The sequence below is a fragment of the Paraglaciecola arctica BSs20135 genome (genome assembly GCF_000314995.1).
GTDB lineage: Bacteria > Pseudomonadota > Gammaproteobacteria > Enterobacterales > Alteromonadaceae > Paraglaciecola > Paraglaciecola arctica.
On record NZ_BAEO01000027.1, the window covers coordinates 28095 to 47056 of the forward strand.

Consider the following 18962-nt stretch of genomic DNA (forward strand, 5'->3'; position numbering starts at 1 on the left):
CCAATGAATATGTCATTCTTACTTAAAGTAGTTTTACTTACATTGATTATGGCGATAACAGCTTGCTCCAGCTTGCAGACTCCCCAAGCTATTCAAGTAGGCGCTCAGCGTGGAGAGTTATATTTACCTCTACTGCAGAATAAAAAAGTGGCTCTGGTGGTTAATCAGTCCTCGCGGGTTAACAACCAACACTTGCTTGACTATTTGTTGTCAAAGCAGGTAAATGTAGTGCGTATTTTTGCACCAGAACATGGCTTTAGAGGCGACCATGATGCTGGTGCTCAGGTGAAAAATGCTATCGACCCTGTTACAGGTATTGCCATTACATCTATTTATGGAAAAAATAAAAAGCCTGAAAAATTTATAATGGATGAAGTGGATGTTGTCATTTTCGACATTCAAGATGTTGGCGTAAGGTTTTATACCTTCATCAGTTCAATGCACTACATGATGGAAGCGGCAGCAGAGTCCAACACCCAGTTTATTGTTTTTGATCGCCCCAATCCCAACGGAAAATTTGTTGATGGGCCGATATTAGAAGCTGAGTTTCAATCTTTTGTTGGTATGCACCCTATCCCCGTACTCCACGGTATGACGTTAGCCGAGTTGGCCTTAATGATAAAAGGAGAAGCTTGGATAAATAAAGCGGCATCCTTAGATCTCATCACCATAGCTAACAATCACTATGGTCGCGAATTACCCTATACTTTGCCTGTGGCACCCAGCCCTAATTTACCCAATAGCCAAGCTATTCAGTTATATCCATCATTGTGTTTTTTTGAAGCCACACCTGTAAGTATTGGCCGTGGAACGGCGTTTCCATTCCAAGTGATGGGGCATGACTCGGTGCCACTAGGAGACTTTGAGTTCACCCCCATTGCAACGCCCGGAGCTGCCTTACATCCTAAACTTGAAAACCAATTATTGTTTGGGAAGGATCTACGCCAAAGTAACATTGAGGGGCTGAACTTAGATGGGTTTATTTATGCTTATCAGCAATTCAAAAGCGCGGGTTATGACTTTTTTGAGCGAGCCAATTTTATGGATAAATTAGCTGGCACAGATTCCTTACGCTTAGCTATTGAACAAGGGCAAAGTGCAGAGCAGATAAAGGCCGCGTGGCAATCCAACTTGCAAGCCTTTAAACAGCAACGTAAAGCGTATCTATTGTATCCAGACTATTAAGACGTCCGTCTATATTCAGCAACAACTGAATTAGTTTTTTCTAAGGTTTGACGACCTTGGCGAGATGATTGGGTGATGGCAATAAACAGAATATCAATAATAAACTCTTGTGCTGTTCGGGCTAATATTGATGATAAACGTGCAGATTCTTCATCAGCAATAGAATAGAGTTTTACATCTGCCAGATCCGAAATGGGGTTGCTACCATAACGAGTAATAGAAATAACTTTGCAATGATTCTTTTTGGCTTGGCTTACTACATTAATAATTTCTTTGGTGCTTCCAGACTCACTAATAGCAAAGACTAAGTCGTTGTCAGACAAAGTACTGGCAAATGCAAGTTGCACATGGGCGTCTGGTTCTTCAATTGCTAAAATACCTAACTTTTGCAATTTATACGAAAAATCCTTACCCACCAAAGCAGAACCGCCCAAACCACAAATCAAAATGCGTTTGGATGACTTCAATATCTCTACTGCCGCTAAAAAGGCTTTTTCATCATTTAATTTTTGGGTTTCATTTAATACTGAAACTTTACTGCTGAGCAATTTATCGGACATCTGGCTAAAACTGTCATTGATGTTTATTTTTCCGTGCAAGGTGTTACTGGTTGGTACGGTATTCACCGCATCAATAATACCCAATTTAAAAGCTGGATAACCTTTATAACCGAGTTTCTGAGCAAACTTTACTACACTTGATTGGCTTACCCCAACCACATTAGCTAATTCTTGAGAAGATAGTTCGCGAATAGCATTAGATGAGCCTAAGGCAAATTTGGCTAGCTTTAACTCGCTGCTCGACAACGACCCTTTTAAGGCTTTTATTTTAGTAAAGGTAGACATGAAAACTCATAAATTATTTTAGCTTCAAATTAATTGTAAGTGTAACCCAAAGAAACTTGATTAATAAACGAAAATAAACATTAATCTAGCGTTAAAGCCTGTTTTAAACATTAATATGTGCCTTCAAAAACATTACTATTCTAATTATTCATATTATGTATAATTTTTTAGTTGTATAAAGTTTTACATTTATTCAAGGCATTGAAATGCGAGTTTTTTTAACCTGTTATAACTCTACACTTTCCAAAATATGCGTTTCCGATAAAGCCAATACATAAATATATAAGACAAAACTAGAAAGCTTAACGCAAACAGCAAAGAGCCATTTAGGGACCCAAACAAGGGCCGGAAAACATGCACAAACAACCAAGTTTTTAGGGATGTTTCACCAATAGGCCACATAATTAATAAACGTGCGACCACACCAGCGAACATAAAAAAGGCGATACTGTTAGCACCAAAAACCACAAAGGGAGCACTCCAATAAGTGATTTTTTTTGCTATCTAAGATAAAAATCAAACTCGCTAACACTAAACATGCATAGGCGCTGGTAAGCAGTACATAACTCGAGGTCCAAAGGGCTTTGTTGATGGGAAAATAACCGTGCCACAACTCACCCAGCAGCACACCAATACTACCCAAGACAAGAAGTACTATGGTTTTGTTACGGGTATTTAGTGATGACTGAGTGAGTAGATAACCCACTAACATACCTGAAATGCCACTGGCAACCGCAGGCAGGGTACTAAGTATGCCTTCAGGATCAAAGGCAAAGGGCGTCGCAGATGAATAATAAAGATGCGGCGCAGCAAATAACCATGAATCTAACCAGGCACTCAGGTTATTACCAAATTCAAGTAAACCACTATATGAGTTGCCTGCGTTGTCGTAATAAGGAATAGCGGCTAACGCTAACCAATAAAGTAGCAAGATCCCAACAAAACTCACCAATAGGCCACGTTTTGATAAAAACAACCACATCAAAACGCAGATGAAATAGACTACCGCAATACGCTGTAGCACTCCCATAAAACGTATGTTCAGTAGTCTCTGTTCAACCCAGTTATAATGTTCAGCGCCAAAATCATAATAAAATAAGGCTAAAAACCAACCAAGTAAAACTAACTTAAAGGTTCTGAGTAATGCTTGTTTTATGATGCTAGAACGGCTGGTGCCACTAGCCAGCATACGCTGACCAGACAGCTGAATAGATACTCCAACAATAAAGATAAAGAACGGAAAAATCAGATCCGTCAATGTCCATCCATGCCACTGGGCATGGCGCATTGGTCCGTATATATGTTGCCAACTACCTGGGTTGTTTACCAAAATCATGGCGGTAATAGTAATGCCACGAAACACGTCTAAGGCAAGTAAACGATTACCAGGCTGTTGACCTAAGATAGCTTGGCAGTGTGATCTTATTGCTGTGGCTAACATCATAATTGACTCTTATAGTTCGATAGAAACCGGCAAACTACCCGTTGCGATTATTTTTCCAGTAATAACATCTGCTAAGGCATTATAGATTGCGCCATTATATTGGGTGATGAAGCGTCCATAATCGTCCATATATTCAGTTTTATTCAAGTTATAAGCAAAGCTTGCCAATATTACGTCTGCATACTCAGCAAACAATCCAACATTATAAGGGGTACGCAGACTTATAAAAATGGTGGTTTTACCTTGTGTTTTGGCCGCTTGCAGTTGCGCCAATTGTTGGCTTAGTTGTAATTCCTTTGGGGTTCTTTGACGCCAGGATTGAATATCATCCATACCACCCAATTCAGCTAAACTTTGGTTTGGCGAGATATCTGCAGCGATCAACACATCTGCTTGTTCAAATAACGCAAGATTGGCAGTGGTATTACTACTGGCTAAACTACTACAGCTAATATGCACAGCAGGTAGTCGCGTTTTAAGAGCAAAGGTTAAAGCCATACATTTAGTGGTGTCTGGCATACTTAAATGAATATTATTTACCTTGTTACTAACCGGCAGTACGTTATTGTTTTTGATTTGCACAATAGTACTGTTGGCTAATGCTTGTTCTACCTGACGATGTTGTTTGCTGCCTAAGGTATTTTGGGCTTGTTCTATAGCCTGTTCTAGAGGTAAAGCATTGCCTTGAGCAAGCTGATACTGGCTCTTGGCCTGCTCAATTCGTTGCGCAGATTCTACTATTTCTTGGCGACTTAAACGCCCTTTGTGCACGGCTCTAACCACGTCATCAATGAGTTTATTCAGATCTTTAATATCTGCTGGACGCCTAATAGTGAGGGGCATTAAGGCAATATCTGCTCCGGCTGCAAATGTTTTAATCACCGCTTCGGTTTGATCAAAATAATGGGCTATGCCTGCCATATTTAAGGCGTCGGTTACTATGACGCCTTTAAAACCCATTTTGTTACGCAACAAATCCGTTAATATTTTCCGTGACATGGTTGCCGGCAAAATACTCGCTTCGCCCTCTTTGTTAGTAAATTCTGTATTGTCTAATTCTGGATATTGAATGTGCGCGGTCATGATCATCGCGGGTGAGTCATGCTCGATAGCATAGGAAAAAGGTAATAAATCAGAATTTTCAATTTGCAGTAAATCATGATCCACCCGTGGTAAGCCGGTATGGCTATCTACGCTAGTATCACCGTGGCCAGGGAAGTGTTTTAAGGTCGCCAACATGCCTTGGCTTTGCATGGCTGCGAGTTGTACTCTGCCAAGTTCAGCTACTACCTTAGCTTCTTCGCCGTATGAACGTACATTGATCACCGGATTAAGTGGATTAACGTTCACATCCACAGTTGGCGCAAAATTAAGGTTAAATCCCAGTGACATTAATTCTTTGGCCATGATCTCGCCACTTTCACGAGCAAACTTGCCTCCGTGTTTGGCATAGGTTGCGCCAATGGCCATATTACCAGCAAATGAGGTGCCCAAATTTTGTGGTATACGTACTACGCGGCCGCCTTCTTGATCGATAGCAATAAACAGGGGAGGGTGGCCTGCAGCCTTAGCGGCTTGTTGTAAGGCATAGTTGAGGGTCAGTATTTGGCTAATGTCTTGTAAATTTTCAGCAAACAAAATAACCCCACCTATGCCTGTATCAGCAATCATATCGACTAAAGGTGGCAGCAATTCGATTAAAGGAGTTCGGCAAGTTTCTGCGGTATCAGCATCCTCACAAAAATAGCGCAGATCTATCATCAATTTTTGGGCGACTGATTGTTTTAATAAAGGATCTTCTTTTGTTTTTACAGCGCAAGATGTACTCATTAACAGAGCTAAGAAGATTGAAGTTTTGATCACTGTATGGGGTATTTTTATTAACATGCTTTTACTACTTATTCAAACTTATGGATCCGCTTTATTAGCAATGTAGCAGACTTATTTGCAAAAATAAATTATTACATATAAATCACAAATGTTGAATTTTATATTTATGATTAAATATAAAAAATCCCCGCATTAGCGAGGATTTTATCTATAAACAGTTTAAATGACCTTCTTTACTACTAAAAACCAATATTCACTGTCAACTGAACCCTGCGAGGTGTGATCGAGTTTTTAGCCTCACCAAAAGTATCATTTGAAACATAGGGGTCATAGTTATAACCCGTTTGCTTATCAAAGATATTGTACACTTCAGCTGTAAACTTCATGACTAAATCATCTGTTATATCGAAGTTCTGGGTATAGTTTGCATCCAATTGCCAGTGGCTAGGCTCACGTCGGCTACCAGCAGGCTCTGAATAACGAATAGTTGAGCTACCAAATCCATATGCTGTACCATCCCATGCTTCCCATACATCACCAGATTGGTAAACAAAGTTAAAGCCAATGTCTGCATTCCAATCGGTGGTATAATAGCCCATCGCTTTGAGAATATGCGGCCTATCGCCGTTTAACTTACCGTATTTACCGTCCCATAATTGTCGACCATTGCCATCTCCCAAGTTAGAAGAGCCAACAAATAAGTTAGCGTCTGAACTAGCACTGGTAATATCTTGATCGTAGTTCCCGTAATAATGGCTCCATACATAAGAAACATTTAGATAAGAATTGTCTCCAGCGTACTCACCTTCAACACTAAATTCATAATACTTATTTTCAGCGCCATCTAAATCGGCAACAACGTAGGAAGAGCCGCCCACCTCGTCACGGTATGCTTGTAGATTTTCTATATATAGACCTTTGTCGGCTATATGCGCTGGAACACCACCGAAAGGACTTGTATAGTCGCCTGCTAAACGAGCGTTATTCGGCGTATCTTCCCATGCATGTTTAGCTGTACGTTGACGAACATGGGTACGTAATAATAATTCGTTAGAAATAGCTTTAGTTGCACCTATAGTGATTTCATCTGTGCGACGTGGCTTCATATTAGGCTGGAAAAATTTACCAGATGAACCTGCTGCATCGGTATCACCAAGATACGCGCCATTTTCATCAAAATAGACGTTTTTACTTCTTCTCGTATTCCGAGCCCAAGATGCCGCTCTGGCAAGTGATGACACATCAGGGTTATAACTGGAGTAATTTGCAAACACAGTATCTTCATCGTTATAAGCCCAAATAATACCTAGACGCGGTTGGATCATATCTGCAAAATCAACTTCATACATTTTGTATTTATGGCCTGGCGCTAATTCATAACCAGATACATTGTTGCTATTTTCTTTTAGACCTTGTCCATACAAAATATCTTTGCTGATTAACACACCAACATTGTACGTAAAGTCGCCATGGGTGATAGTGTCATTAATTTCAAAATTGTAGTTTTCTGAAATTGAAGTAATAGCAGGAACTGCTTCACCACTACTATCTCTTAGGCTCATTTGTTCTACTGATGCAGAATAATAAACCGGTGTCTCACCGTCAAAATCGTCAGTGGGTGAGCCACCTATAAAACTAATACTTCCCCAGCCGTTAGAAAAGCGTGCCAACACTTCCTTATTTTCTTTCCATTGAAAGCCAGCATGGATACTGTGTTCCATACCAGCTATTTCAGTGTCATGGTCTAATTTTATTTCAAAACTATCCCTGTAGTATTCTACGCTATCAATAGTATTGTCAGCGCCAATGCTACCGCCACCCGCTCTAACATTGTCATCATTCAGAAAACCATAGTTATCAATTAGCACTTGAGCCGCGTCGTTATCATAACCTAGGGCTACAGCATCATCATCTTGAATAGTAGGAACACGAAATAGCCCTAATTGGTCCAGTTTAGTAAGGTCCAAGCTGTCTCCAATTCGCGGGATAACATCTGGCAATAATGTATCAGCTCGAGTAGAACCCTTATCTTCGTATTTGCTGTATTGAAAGGATAGTTCTGTATCATCATTAACTAAATAAGTCCCTTCAAACGCATAAATTCCTATCTTGCTATATGAACCTTCTGAAGTGGAATCTTGGTCTAAAGCGCCTACGGAATCGCCTACTTTTTCCTTATCTGAGTTACGTGCACTTAGGTTAAATAATAAATCATCGGTTGGCGCCCAAGTTAACTTACCAAAAAATTCATCACGTTTTGAGTCGTTATCTTTTACGGAGCCGTAAGCCGTTTCTTTATTGGTTCTTTTTGTTTCAGGGCGAAAGTAAGAGCCGTAGAAAAACAATTCATCTTCGATTAATGGCCCACTAATACTAGTAGTGATCCATGTTTTGTTGGTATCGTATTTAGTATTATCGGTACCATCTTTGTCAGCGTATAAGCTTTTAGGTTGAGTACGGTATTCAACATTGGCGTGGAAGTCATTGGTACCAGATTTTGATGTTGTGTTAATGCTTAAACCGCCAGAACGGTTAAAACCAATAGCTTTTGCGCCGCCTCTATCGATGGTTACATAAGCGACATCATGAGTTGATGGCTCTGACGACAGATTACCAAACATAGGCAGGGAGATATCTACGCCGTCAAACCCGTATTTATTATCACGACCAGAACCACCTGCTGAAGGTCCTAGAACGCCATTTTCTGAATATTGAACACCGGGAATAATGGCTAATAAATCGCGATAGCTTTGACCCGAGGGGATTTTAGACACTGTTTCTTGACTAAGGGAATTCGTTAGAGATGAGTCGCCATCCCTAATGACTTTTGAGCTGGTAATATATATAACTTCAACGTCACTAATAGGTGGTGCTTCGAATGCCACGTTAATGCTAGAAGACTGATTAAGTAATACTTCAACGTCTGTTTGACGGACAGTGCCATCAGCAGACGTAAAGGTAAGTGTATATTTGCCGGGTAATAATGCAGAAAGATTGTAACTACCGTCTGCTTTTGTTGTAACTGTACGTGGCTTAGGCATGACATTACTCGATGCAGTCACCGTAACGCCTGCAATGGTAACACCTGCAATTTCGGTACTCACCTTACCCTTTATACTACCGGACTGTTGGGCAAGTGCCGGAGAACTCATTAGAGCACCTGTCAGCATGACGGCTGTAATGGATACGGCTGGAGCATTCCATGCTCTTCGAATCGCTTGATGTATGCGCCTTTTCAAAAAACTTTTGTGTTGTGTTGACATGTGTTCCACCTGATATTTTTTAATTATGCTTTTAACGGCTTTCTTACTTATTTCGTTCCGTTTTACGTATGCTACTCTAAGTTTTACTAAGAGCCCCTTCATTTAACAAATAATACCTAAGAACGTCAAGAATAATATTTTCCAATTATAATGATTAGAAGTAATAAATTATCCTTTGATTAAAGTCGGTAATAAGTAGGCGGAATATTGTTATAAAACGCTGATATAGGCTCTGCAGTAGAATTGAAGAGGATCTATATGGCAAGAATATTTCTAATAATCAGTTACAATCTAATGAAAATTGTGTGTAGAATATTTATTCACAAGGTTTGTATTTTTTATAATTATTTATTCTTTAGTTGGGATTTTCCATGAAACAGCGCGCACTATTTACATTTTCTCGTTTGGTCAATCTGCGAACAGGCGGTAAATCACTGGGATTTTTTGGCATATTTTTACTGATAGTCAGTTGTTCAAACCTGCCACTTTCTTACATGCAGTCTAAAAATTATAGCCAACGTATTAAATTTTTAGTCATGCACTACACCGCCATTGATTACCAAAAGTCAGTTAGGGCGCTGGTAGATGAAGGTGGCTTAAGTTCTCATTACCTTATTCCAGAACGTAATGACCCCAGCTACCAAGATACAGACTTAAAAGTCATACAGTTAGTTGAGGAATCAGGCAGGGCTTGGCATGCAGGCAACAGTTATTGGCAAGGTCGCGAAGATTTAAATGACCAAAGCATCGGTATTGAAATTGTTAACGTACCCCATTGTATGCGGGACACCGCTTCAATGAACGCACTAAAACGTGAAAATTCCCCTGACCGACTGTGTGTGTTTCCAGATTACGACCCTAAACAAATTGAATTATTGATTACCTTATCAAAAGACATTTTGAAACGTAATCCTGATATCTTACCCACTGCGATAGTCGGACATTCTGATATTGCGGCCACCCGTAAAAATGACCCCGGCCCGCGCTTTCCTTGGTACCAACTTTACCAAGCCGGCATAGGTGCTTGGTATGACAATGACACCCTAAAAAAATATTGGGAAATGTTTAATCATTCGCCCCTGAGTATTGGTTTAATGCAAAATGCATTAAGTCGTTATGGTTACGGTATTACTGAAACAGGCATAGTCGATGGCGCCACAGTGGATACCTTATCCGCTTTTCAAATGCACTTTTTACCTTGGTCGGTTAGCGGCAAACTAGACAGCAAAACCGCAGCAACCTTATTTGCTTTAATCGAAAAATATTTTCCTGAACGTATTGAAGCTTTGTTACGCCGTTATGAAGCTGAAAAACATCCCATCAAGGCCGCGACTAACTTAGGTTTTTATCAGCTGAATGAAACTTTTCCAAATGTTGAACGTAGCACCCGTGAATGGGTCAATGATCGCTCTGTATTTAAGGCATATAAGGGCAAAGGGCAGATTATTATCGATAATGTTGATGCCCAAAGTGCCGATATCTACATCAATGGCCAAAAGCTCAATATTGAAACTTCATTACAAGCTTACCAGCGATATGAATATAGCTTGGCAAGGCGCACTAAAGACGGCGAAAATACTTTAAAGATTAAAAACGTTTTGCCGGAAGGCAGTAGTCTAAATGTGATGATCCCTTTTCCAACTCTGCAGGATACAAGCACCAAAAACCAAGGGCGATTTTCTAAAGTTGATGAATTGATTAATAGTGATGTTGCATCAGGGTTTCCTGGTGCAGTTTTACTAGTCGTAAAAGACGGGAAAATTATTAAGCGCAGTGCTTATGGTGATGCCCGAAAGTTTGCTGATGGTGGCCAACCACTTGAAAAATCATTCAAGATGCAAACCACTCAAATATTTGATTTAGCCTCCAATACTAAAATGTTTGCCACCAATTTTGCTTTGATGAAATTAGTGTCTGAAGGCAAGATTGATGTAACAAACCCCATCAATCAATATTTACCTGAGTATCAAGGCCAAGGACGAGAAAGTCGTTTAGTGCGTGATTTAATGACTCACACTGCGGGTTATTCACCACAAGTGCGTTTTTTCACTAAAGATAACCATCTAGGGCCTCGTTTTTTTTCACAAAACAAACAACAAACAGAACATTTATTGCTAAGCCGTGTGCCCTTTGAAACTGGCCGTCAAAATAAGGCCGTCTACAGTGACACTGATTATATGTTGTTGGGTTTATTGATAGAACGGGTAACCAATATGCCACTCGACCGTTATGTTGAACAAGAGATTTATCACCCGTTAAAGTTAAATAATACCCTGTTCAATCCATTGCAAAAAGGTTTTGCAAAACAACAGTTCGCCGCCACTGAAATTCAGGGAAATACCCGCGGCGGTACGGTTGATTTCGACAATGTGCGCACTTATGTATTGCAAGGAGAAGTACACGACGAAAAAGCCTATCACTCTTTTGCTGGTGTGGCTGGACACGCTGGATTATTTTCTGATGTTGACGATTTAGCAGTGCTGGCTCAAACCTTACTTAATGGTGGTGGTTATGGGCCAATAAAAGTGTTTGATCGCGCGGTATTAGATAAGTTTATTAAGCCAGAAGAGGGCGACAGTAGTTTTGGCCTTGGCTGGCGTCGTGCCGATCATGGGCAAAATAAGTGGCACTTTGGTCCTTACGCAAGTCCTTATGCTTATGGTCACACAGGATGGACAGGCACAGTTACCGTTATTGACCCCGTTTATGATTTGGCGATTATTCTTTTAACTAATGCCCGCCACAGTGAAATTGTTGAGCGTGAAGATGGCAAGGGCCTAGCGTTTAATGGCAAGTTATTTGAAACTGGCAAATACGGTAGTATTGTGAGTTTAGTTTATGAAGCGTTACTCGAAAATCCATAGGAGCATGGTATGCCAAAGCTGAGCCCGCTACTTTTTACCTTTGTAGCCCTAATAAGTAGTATCAATTTGAATGTTCAGGCAAAAACTTTAAACGAGCAAAAAATTGATTCCATTATGGAACACTTCAAAATACCTGGAGCGGCCATTGGTATAGTACAAAATGGTAAGGTGGTTGCTGCACAGGGGTTTGGTGTCAAAACTCTAGGCAACGCGGCTCCTATCGACGGCGACAGCATTTTTAAAATTGCTTCGAATACCAAAGCCTTCACCTCTGCCGCGTTAGCCATTTTAGTTGACGAGGGTAAGCTAAGTTGGGATGGCAAGGTTCAATCCTATCTAAAAGATTTTAAATTGCATGATCCTTGGGTCAGCCAGCAATTTAATATTATTGATTTACTCACCCATAGAAGTGGCTTAGGCCTAGGTGCGGGTGACTTAATGTTATGGCCGGAGCCTTCAAGCTTTACGCGCCAAGAAGTATTGCACAACTTGCGTTATCTTAAACCCACAGGAGAGTTTCGCGCCGATTACGCTTATGACAACTTACTCTATATAGTTGCAGGCGAACTCATTCCAGCTGTCACTGGTCAAAGTTGGGAACAGTTTGTTGAACAACGTATTATGCAGCCACTTGGCATGAGCCATTGTTTTGCAGGTAATGTTAGTGACTCAAAGCAACAACATATCGCCACGCCACACGGCATAGTAAACGGTCAGCTACAAACTATCATTCGTACCACAGATCCTAATAAACCTAGCGTATCTGGTCCTGCTGGAGGCATACAGTGTAGCTTGAATGACATGTTACTTTGGGTAAAAGTGCAATTGGCTCAAGGAAAAATCAATTCGACAAAACACCTATTTAGCTCAGAACAACACAAAATGATGTGGCAAACACAAACCATTATGCCTTTATCGGCTAGCAGTAAAAGGCGCGACAACAGTCATTTTAGTGCCTATGCCTTGGGCTGGCGAGTGAATGATATGGACGGCACTTTACAAGTGCATCACACCGGAAGTTTAGCCGGTATGTATTCTTTTGTGAGCTTGTTTCCTGAATTAGACTTGGGGTTTGTGGTACTGACGAATCAACAATCTAGCGCCGCGAGAAGCAGCTTAATGTACACTGTGATGAAACCCTACTTAGGTGATAATAAAACCGATTGGTTGCGAGAATTTAGCCCTAAAAAATCCCAAGTAAACAAAGCAAACATTGTTGCTCAACAAAGTTCTATTTTATCCCAAGCAAAAGTAAATGAAGCCATCAATCAGCAGTATCTTGGTGCTTATGATGACCCTTGGTTAGGGCGTTTTATAATTGAAGCTCACCAAGACAGATTACAAATTCGCGCCTTACGTATTGAAAAATTTATAGGCGATTTATATGAATATGGTAAAGATCAATTATTGATCCGCTGGCACGACCGCAGCCTAGAAGCCGATGCCATTATTAGTTTTAAACGAGATGGCGAGGCTAAGGTTAGCGGCATGACAATAGCCCCTGAGTCGAGCAAAATTGACTTTAGCTACGATTTTCAGGACTTAGATTTTACTAAAGTTAAAATACAATAAAACAATGGCCCTCAATATTCACACTTTAACTTTAATTTGGAATAATTTATTAAGTGTCAATTAACTATAGGGCTAAGCAAAATGTAAGTAACAGTTCAGCTATTTTTAGCATCATTAAGCCGTCTTTAAAATCGCTGATATTTTTCCTGTCTAACCTATAATTCCATAGAGTATCGTTTAACCGCTGATGATTTCGGCGCTAAAACACAACTATTTGTTAATCCTAACAGGATTAACTTGTTGAAATAAATATTCCTTGATATTCTTTTATTTGGAATACAATATTGTTAAGGCGATTTAATGGATCACGACGCGACACTCTATGCTGGAATTGATGGTGGTGGCTCTAAATGCAGTGCCATACTGTTTAATGGTAAAGGAGAAGTTGTTGCTAAAGGACTCGCGGGCGCTGCGAATGCAGCAAGAGATTTACCCAAGACCTTAAATTCAATTGTCACCTCCATAGAATTGGCCTTAAAACAAGCCAACTTAGGTGCTGAGCATATTTCTCGGGTTCATGTAGGTGCTGGATTGGCTGGCGCTTTTGTTCCTAATATTAATGCCCAATTAATGGCGTGGAAACATCCTTTCGCCCGTTTTAAAGTATCCAGTGATTTAACTACTGCCTGTTTAGGCGCCTTTGGGGGCAAAGACTGTGCCTTATTGATTGTGGGGACTGGGTCATCTGCTGCTCGTATGTTGGATGGCCAATTAACCCAATTGGGGGGCCATGGGTTTTTACTCGGAGATAAAGGAAGTGGTGCCTGGTTTGGTCGAGCAATTGTAACATCTACTCTAGAAGCACTGGATGGTCTGATAGCCCTGAGCTCTATTCATAAACACATAATGAAGACTCTTTCGGTGACCAATAGTACCGATTTAGTACAAAGCATGATCGGCGCCACACCAAGTCAATTTGCGATGTTAGCCCCTCACGTCATTACATTCGCAAAACAAGGTGACAATTGTGCTGTAGCTTTGGTAGAAGATGGGGTGGATTACTTAAACAAACTTTGCCTTAGAGCCTTAGTCGATATTGATTTGCCTTTAGTCTTAATGGGGGGCTTAGCTCCCTCGCTAGAACCTTGGTTTAGTACAGTTATCCGTGAACGTATTGTTAAGGCGTTAGGCGGGCCAGAATGGGGTGCCATGCGGCTACTGCAATCTGAACTAGAAATTGTCTAAAAATACACTATGGTCCCAATTAAAAAGAGTAATAACTATGTTTAACCTGACCCCTTTAAGTCTTAGTCACTGCCGTTGGTGTCAGCGTGTATGCCAATCATTGGTGCTGTTATTTGCATTAAGTACGTGCAGTTGGATTGCGCTAAGTGCCAGTAACATACCCGATGTCACTCCCCATCAACTCCATGCACAATATTGGCAAGCTAAGCTTGTTAGTGATGAGGTAATGTCAATGAATAACAGTCAAGTCAAAGCCTTCAATCAGCATCTTTTTGCAAATAATCAGCACATGGTGCATCCATTAGAAACGCCTACTAGTTTAGCTAAAAACATCTTAAGCAAAAAAAATAGCGAGTATTAGTAGTGTACCCAGTAGCGCGCGTTTTTATGCTAATGGCAGCCAATTAAACAAATCGCACTTTCAACAATATTTAAACAATACCAACACCCAAGCGATTAAAGACAGTAACCCTGTGCAATTTGGTTTAGTGGTAAAACGTGCAGCTTTACGCACTTTCCCCACTTTAGATCGGGTATTTAACAAGTACATGGATTTAGATCTAGACCGCTTCCAAGAAACGGCAGTCTTTCCCGGTGAGGCCGTGGCCATTTTGCACCAAAGTGCCGATAAAGCTTGGTACTTAGTCCAAAATTACAATTATTTGGCTTGGGTAAAGCAAGATGCCATCGCTATTGGCGACAAACAACAAATTCAAACATTTGTAGATGACCAAAACTTTTTATTGATCACTGGCGCTAAGGTGTTTACCAGTTATGTTCCTTCTGAATCCAGAATTTCACAAGTGCAACTGGATATGGGCGTTAAACTGCCTTTATTGAGCGCAGACAAGCAACATCCAGAGTTATACGGTCAAAGTACGATGGCAAGTTATGAAGTACAGTTACCTGTGCGTAATGACGACGGTAGCCTGAGCATACAAACCGCATTAATAGGTCGCACTCAAGATGTGCATCTTGGTTATATTGATTACACGCCACAAAATTTAATCGCCCAAGCGTTTAAATTTTTAGGCGAACGTTACGGCTGGGGACACGATTACAACGGCCGTGATTGCACTGGGTTTGTGGGAGAAATATACAAAACTTTTGGCATTTTTATGCCACGTAATTCAGGACAACAAGGCAAGGGCGAATACGGTACAAATTTTCGATTTGGCAACACTTCTGATGTAACCAGAAAATTGGCTGTGATTGAACAATTACAGGTAGGTGACCTGATTTATATACCTGGTCACGTGATGATCTATTTAGGTAAAGAAAACGGCCAGCCATTTGTGATCCATGATGTTAAAGGGCTCGCATATTGGACTCCTGAAGGGGAGTATTACAGTGGTGTTCTGAATGCAGTATCAGTAACGCCCTTAATTAAATTACACCTCAACAAACAAACCACTTACCTAGATAAAATTTATAATATTAAGCGCATCACCCTTAATAACACTCTAGGGAAATAAGCCATTATGAAAATCACAGCAATTCGTTTTGCGAAATTAGAGGTGCCATTAAAAACCCCCTTTAAAACAGCCATGCGTACGGTAGAAAATATCACTGATTTAGTGGTCATTGTTGAAACCGATAGCGGCGAGCTCGGTTATGGTGCAGCACCAGCAACACCTGTGATAACCGGTGATACCCATGGCTCGATGTTTTATGTTATTGACAAAGTTATAGGGCCACAAATTTTAGGTAGGGATATTGAAGATCTCAATAACATTTGTCACATTATTCAACATGCTGTAGTCGGCAATAGTAGTGCGAAGGCCGCGCTTGAGATCGCCATGTATGATCTTTGGGCTAAGCATTATAAAGCGCCACTGTACAAGATGCTCGGTGGTGGTGATACACATTTGCGAACAGATGTGACTATCAGTGTCGATCATATTGATAAAATGTTGGATGACGCCACTTTAGCTCTGAGTCGGGGATTTGAGATCCTCAAAATTAAAATTGGTACCAACATTGAGAAAGACATTGCTCGGGTAAACGCCATCTATAAGGAATTAGACAAACGCGCCACTATTAGGCTGGATGTCAATCAGGGATGGACCGCCAAACAAACTGTTTATGCAATACAAAAACTAGAAAAAATGGGGGTTGAGTTAGAGTTAATTGAACAACCGGTTAAAAGCAACGATATTGAAGGCTTACGTTATATTAGTCAGCGGATTGTGACTCCGGTAATGGCCGATGAAAGTGCCTTTTCACCCTTACAAGTTATTGAGCTTATTCGCACGGGGGCGGCTGACATTATCAATATCAAACTCATGAAAAGTGCGGGTTTAAGTCAAGCCATTAAAATTGCCGATTTATCCGAATTACACAACATACCTTGCATGATTGGTTGCATGTTAGAAGGCAGCATAAGTGTTGCCGCTGCAGCACATTTAGCTAGCGCCAAAACCTCTAGTATTAGCTTGATTGATTTGGACGGACCCACATTGGGCCAATATGATCCAGTAGAGGGCGGTGTTAACTTTGAACATTCACATATTGAACTTGGTCAAGGCCCGGGACTGGGAATTAAAACTATAAAGGGTTTACAGGAGCTAACATGGCCATTTTAAGCAAACATAACCTCATCAAAGTTGCGATAGTTGTACTGATGACATTACTCGCGGCCTGTGCCAAAACACTCAAAACCGAGTTACCTTTGTTACAGCAAATGGATACCAAACAAATAGTGGTGGTGATATCCGATGATTGGGACGCAACCACAGCAAAATTACAAAAGTTTGATTGGAAAGATGGTCAATGGCAAGCGGCTGACGCAGCCTTTGCGGTTAATATTGGTCGTACCGGACTCGCTTGGGGTTTAGGTTTGCATCCACCACAAAATGGCTATTACAAACAAGAAGGTGATGGTAAAGCCACAGCAGGGCTATTCGATTTAACACAAACCTTCGGATATTTAGAGCAGCTTAATACCACCATGCCCTATAGTGCGATGAGCGCAGGCAACTACTGCATAGACGTAAACGGCTCATCACTTTACAACCAAATAGTGGATGAAAATATTGTTGGTAAAGAGGCCGTTAAAGACTCTAGCGAACCCATGCGTCGTGATATTCATAAGGATAACCAAGACATCTATAAAAAGGGCATAGTGGTCGATCACAATGAGGCCAATGTTAGTGGTCAAGGTAGTTGTATATTTTTACATATATGGTTTGGACCAGGTGTGGCCACTGCTGGTTGCACCGCTATGGCTGAGCCTAATATGGATAGGTTACTCGCTTGGTTAGATCCTAACAAAAAGCCCCGTTATGTGGCATTGCCTCGGGCAGAATATATGGCCAAGCAACAAGCTTGGGGCTTACCAGCCCTTTAATAACAACGAGTTTGTTCGCCGCTGATAAAATTGCAGCACCAATAGGCTAATGTCCATTGGTGCTGTAAACACAATTCATAAATGACAGCTTTCCTGTTCAAGTCAACCTGACCAGCATCTTTAGAGAAATATCATGGATCAATTTAACTACAATAATGGCACTTTATTCATTGAAAAAACGTCCATTGAAGACCTTACTCAAGAACTCGCCACCCCATTTTATCTCTATTCAAATGAGGAAATCTGCAATAATTATCACAAGCTTAATAACGCACTTGGCAATCTTAATGCGCAAATTTGTTATGCCGTAAAAGCAAATTCCAACCAAGCGATTTTAACCTTGTTGGCTTCAATGGGCTCAGGTGCCGATGTTGTAAGTGAGGGAGAACTTAAGCGAGCATTATCTGCAGGTATTGCTGCCAATAAAATTGTATTTTCTGGTGTGGGTAAAACATCACAAGAAATAACCTTTGCTTTAAAGAGCGGCATTTTTCAGTTTAATGTTGAGTCAGAGCCTGAACTTAAACATATCAGTGAGTTATGTGTGTTATTAAACCTCACCGCCAATATCGCTATCAGAATTAATCCCGATATTGCTGCCGACACTCATGAAAAAATTTCGACCGGAAAAGCTGAAAATAAATTTGGCATTGAACATACAAGAACATTAGAAATTTATGCTTATGCAGCTAAATTACCTGGTATTAAGGTACAAGGAATAGATGTACATATAGGTTCGCAGATAAACGATTTAACCCCCTTTGAGGCGACCTTTAAAAGGTTAGCTGAACTAGTAATAAAACTTAAAAAAGCAGGACATGACATTAATGTCATCGATATTGGTGGTGGATTGGGCGTAACTTATAACCCAGAGCAAGATAAAAAATATGATCTGCAACACTATGCTAATTTAATTCATCAATATCTAGCACCGTTAAACTGCAAAATTATTGTTGAGCCCGGTCGTTCAATTTTAGCCAGTGCAGGTGTATTAGTAACCAAAATAAACTACATAAAAACCACGCCTACTAAACAATTCTTAATTTTAGACGCTGGCATGAATGATTTTGCGCGACCGAGTTTATATGACGCTTATCATCAGATAATGCCAATAAAGCAACATAGTACTGGTGAAACCAGCTACGACATTGTTGGGCCAGTTTGTGAAACAGGCGATACCTTTGCTAAATCGAGAAACATGCCAATTGTAGCTCAGGGTGATTATCTAGTTATTAAAGATACCGGTGCTTATGGTGCTGCGATGTCATCCACTTACAATACTCGGCCCTTGATCCGTGAAGTTATGGTAAAAGGTCTTCAATACTCGACTATTCGCGCGCCGCAAACTATTGATGACATCATCAATCAAGACAAACTTCCCGAATGGTTAATCGATGAAGATTAAGCCTGTTTTCAATAAGTTTG

At 40.6% G+C, this 18962-nt stretch carries 13 protein-coding genes; 9 read left to right on the plus strand and 4 right to left on the minus strand.

All coding sequences use genetic code 11. The features are described 5' to 3' along the window. The first annotated feature begins 9 nt into the window (after positions 1-9). Positions 10-1185 (plus strand): exo-beta-N-acetylmuramidase NamZ family protein, encoded by a 1176-nt coding sequence (locus GARC_RS09390; RefSeq protein ID WP_456095259.1) that lies wholly within the window; start codon positions 10-12, stop codon positions 1183-1185. On the opposite strand, the gene GARC_RS09395 is transcribed toward GARC_RS09390, so the two are convergent. The 4 genes from GARC_RS09395 to GARC_RS09415 form a co-directional block, all read right to left on the minus strand. Further along, on the minus strand, positions 1182-2030 hold the full coding sequence (locus GARC_RS09395) for a MurR/RpiR family transcriptional regulator (protein ID WP_007619226.1): 849 nt from the start codon (positions 2028-2030) through the stop codon (positions 1182-1184). The two genes, GARC_RS09390 and GARC_RS09395, sit on opposite strands and share 4 nt — an antisense overlap. Before the next feature lie 451 nt (positions 2031-2481). Continuing rightward, on the minus strand, positions 2482-3474 hold the full coding sequence (locus tag GARC_RS09405) for an acyltransferase family protein (RefSeq protein ID WP_007619228.1): 993 nt from the start codon (positions 3472-3474) through the stop codon (positions 2482-2484). A gap of 9 nt (positions 3475-3483) precedes the next feature. After that, entirely contained in the window at positions 3484-5304 is a 1821-nt protein-coding gene (locus GARC_RS09410; RefSeq protein WP_226989090.1) for a glycoside hydrolase family 3 protein, read from the minus strand. Positions 5305-5543: 239 nt separating this feature from the next. Continuing rightward, a complete protein-coding gene (locus GARC_RS09415) occupies positions 5544-8567 on the minus strand; it encodes a TonB-dependent receptor (protein WP_039989265.1) in 3024 nt (1007 codons plus the stop codon). A 371-nt stretch (positions 8568-8938) separates the two neighbouring features. Between GARC_RS09415 and pbp4b the strand changes: the two genes are divergently transcribed. From pbp4b to lysA, 8 genes are all read left to right on the plus strand, one after another. Next, the gene (gene pbp4b, locus GARC_RS09420; RefSeq protein WP_007619231.1) at positions 8939-11431 is read left to right on the plus strand and encodes a penicillin binding protein PBP4B; all 2493 of its coding nucleotides are present in this window, start codon (positions 8939-8941) and stop codon (positions 11429-11431) included. A gap of 9 nt (positions 11432-11440) precedes the next feature. After that, positions 11441-13003, plus strand: a complete 1563-nt coding sequence (locus GARC_RS09425; protein ID WP_007619232.1) for a serine hydrolase — start codon at positions 11441-11443, stop codon at positions 13001-13003. 300 nt (positions 13004-13303) lie between these two features. Then, positions 13304-14188 carry a BadF/BadG/BcrA/BcrD ATPase family protein gene (locus GARC_RS09430; RefSeq protein WP_007619233.1) on the plus strand — a complete coding sequence of 295 codons (885 nt, stop codon included), beginning with the start codon at positions 13304-13306 and terminating at the stop codon, positions 14186-14188. A gap of 37 nt (positions 14189-14225) precedes the next feature. Continuing rightward, positions 14226-14549, plus strand: a complete 324-nt coding sequence (locus GARC_RS27240; protein WP_007619235.1) for a hypothetical protein — start codon at positions 14226-14228, stop codon at positions 14547-14549. A 112-nt stretch (positions 14550-14661) separates the two neighbouring features. After that, positions 14662-15663 (plus strand): C40 family peptidase, encoded by a 1002-nt coding sequence (locus GARC_RS09435; RefSeq protein WP_007619237.1) that lies wholly within the window; start codon positions 14662-14664, stop codon positions 15661-15663. Between the two features lie 6 nt (positions 15664-15669). Continuing rightward, complete coding sequence (locus GARC_RS09440; RefSeq protein WP_007619239.1) at positions 15670-16773, plus strand: dipeptide epimerase; 1104 nt, start codon at positions 15670-15672, stop codon at positions 16771-16773. Further along, on the plus strand, positions 16761-17537 hold the full coding sequence (locus tag GARC_RS09445; protein ID WP_007619241.1) for a L,D-transpeptidase family protein: 777 nt from the start codon (positions 16761-16763) through the stop codon (positions 17535-17537). The genes GARC_RS09440 and GARC_RS09445 overlap by 13 nt, the downstream gene beginning before the upstream one ends. Before the next feature lie 133 nt (positions 17538-17670). Beyond that, positions 17671-18942 carry a diaminopimelate decarboxylase gene (gene lysA, locus GARC_RS09450; RefSeq protein WP_007619243.1) on the plus strand — a complete coding sequence of 424 codons (1272 nt, stop codon included), beginning with the start codon at positions 17671-17673 and terminating at the stop codon, positions 18940-18942. The last annotated feature ends 20 nt before the right edge of the window (positions 18943-18962 follow it).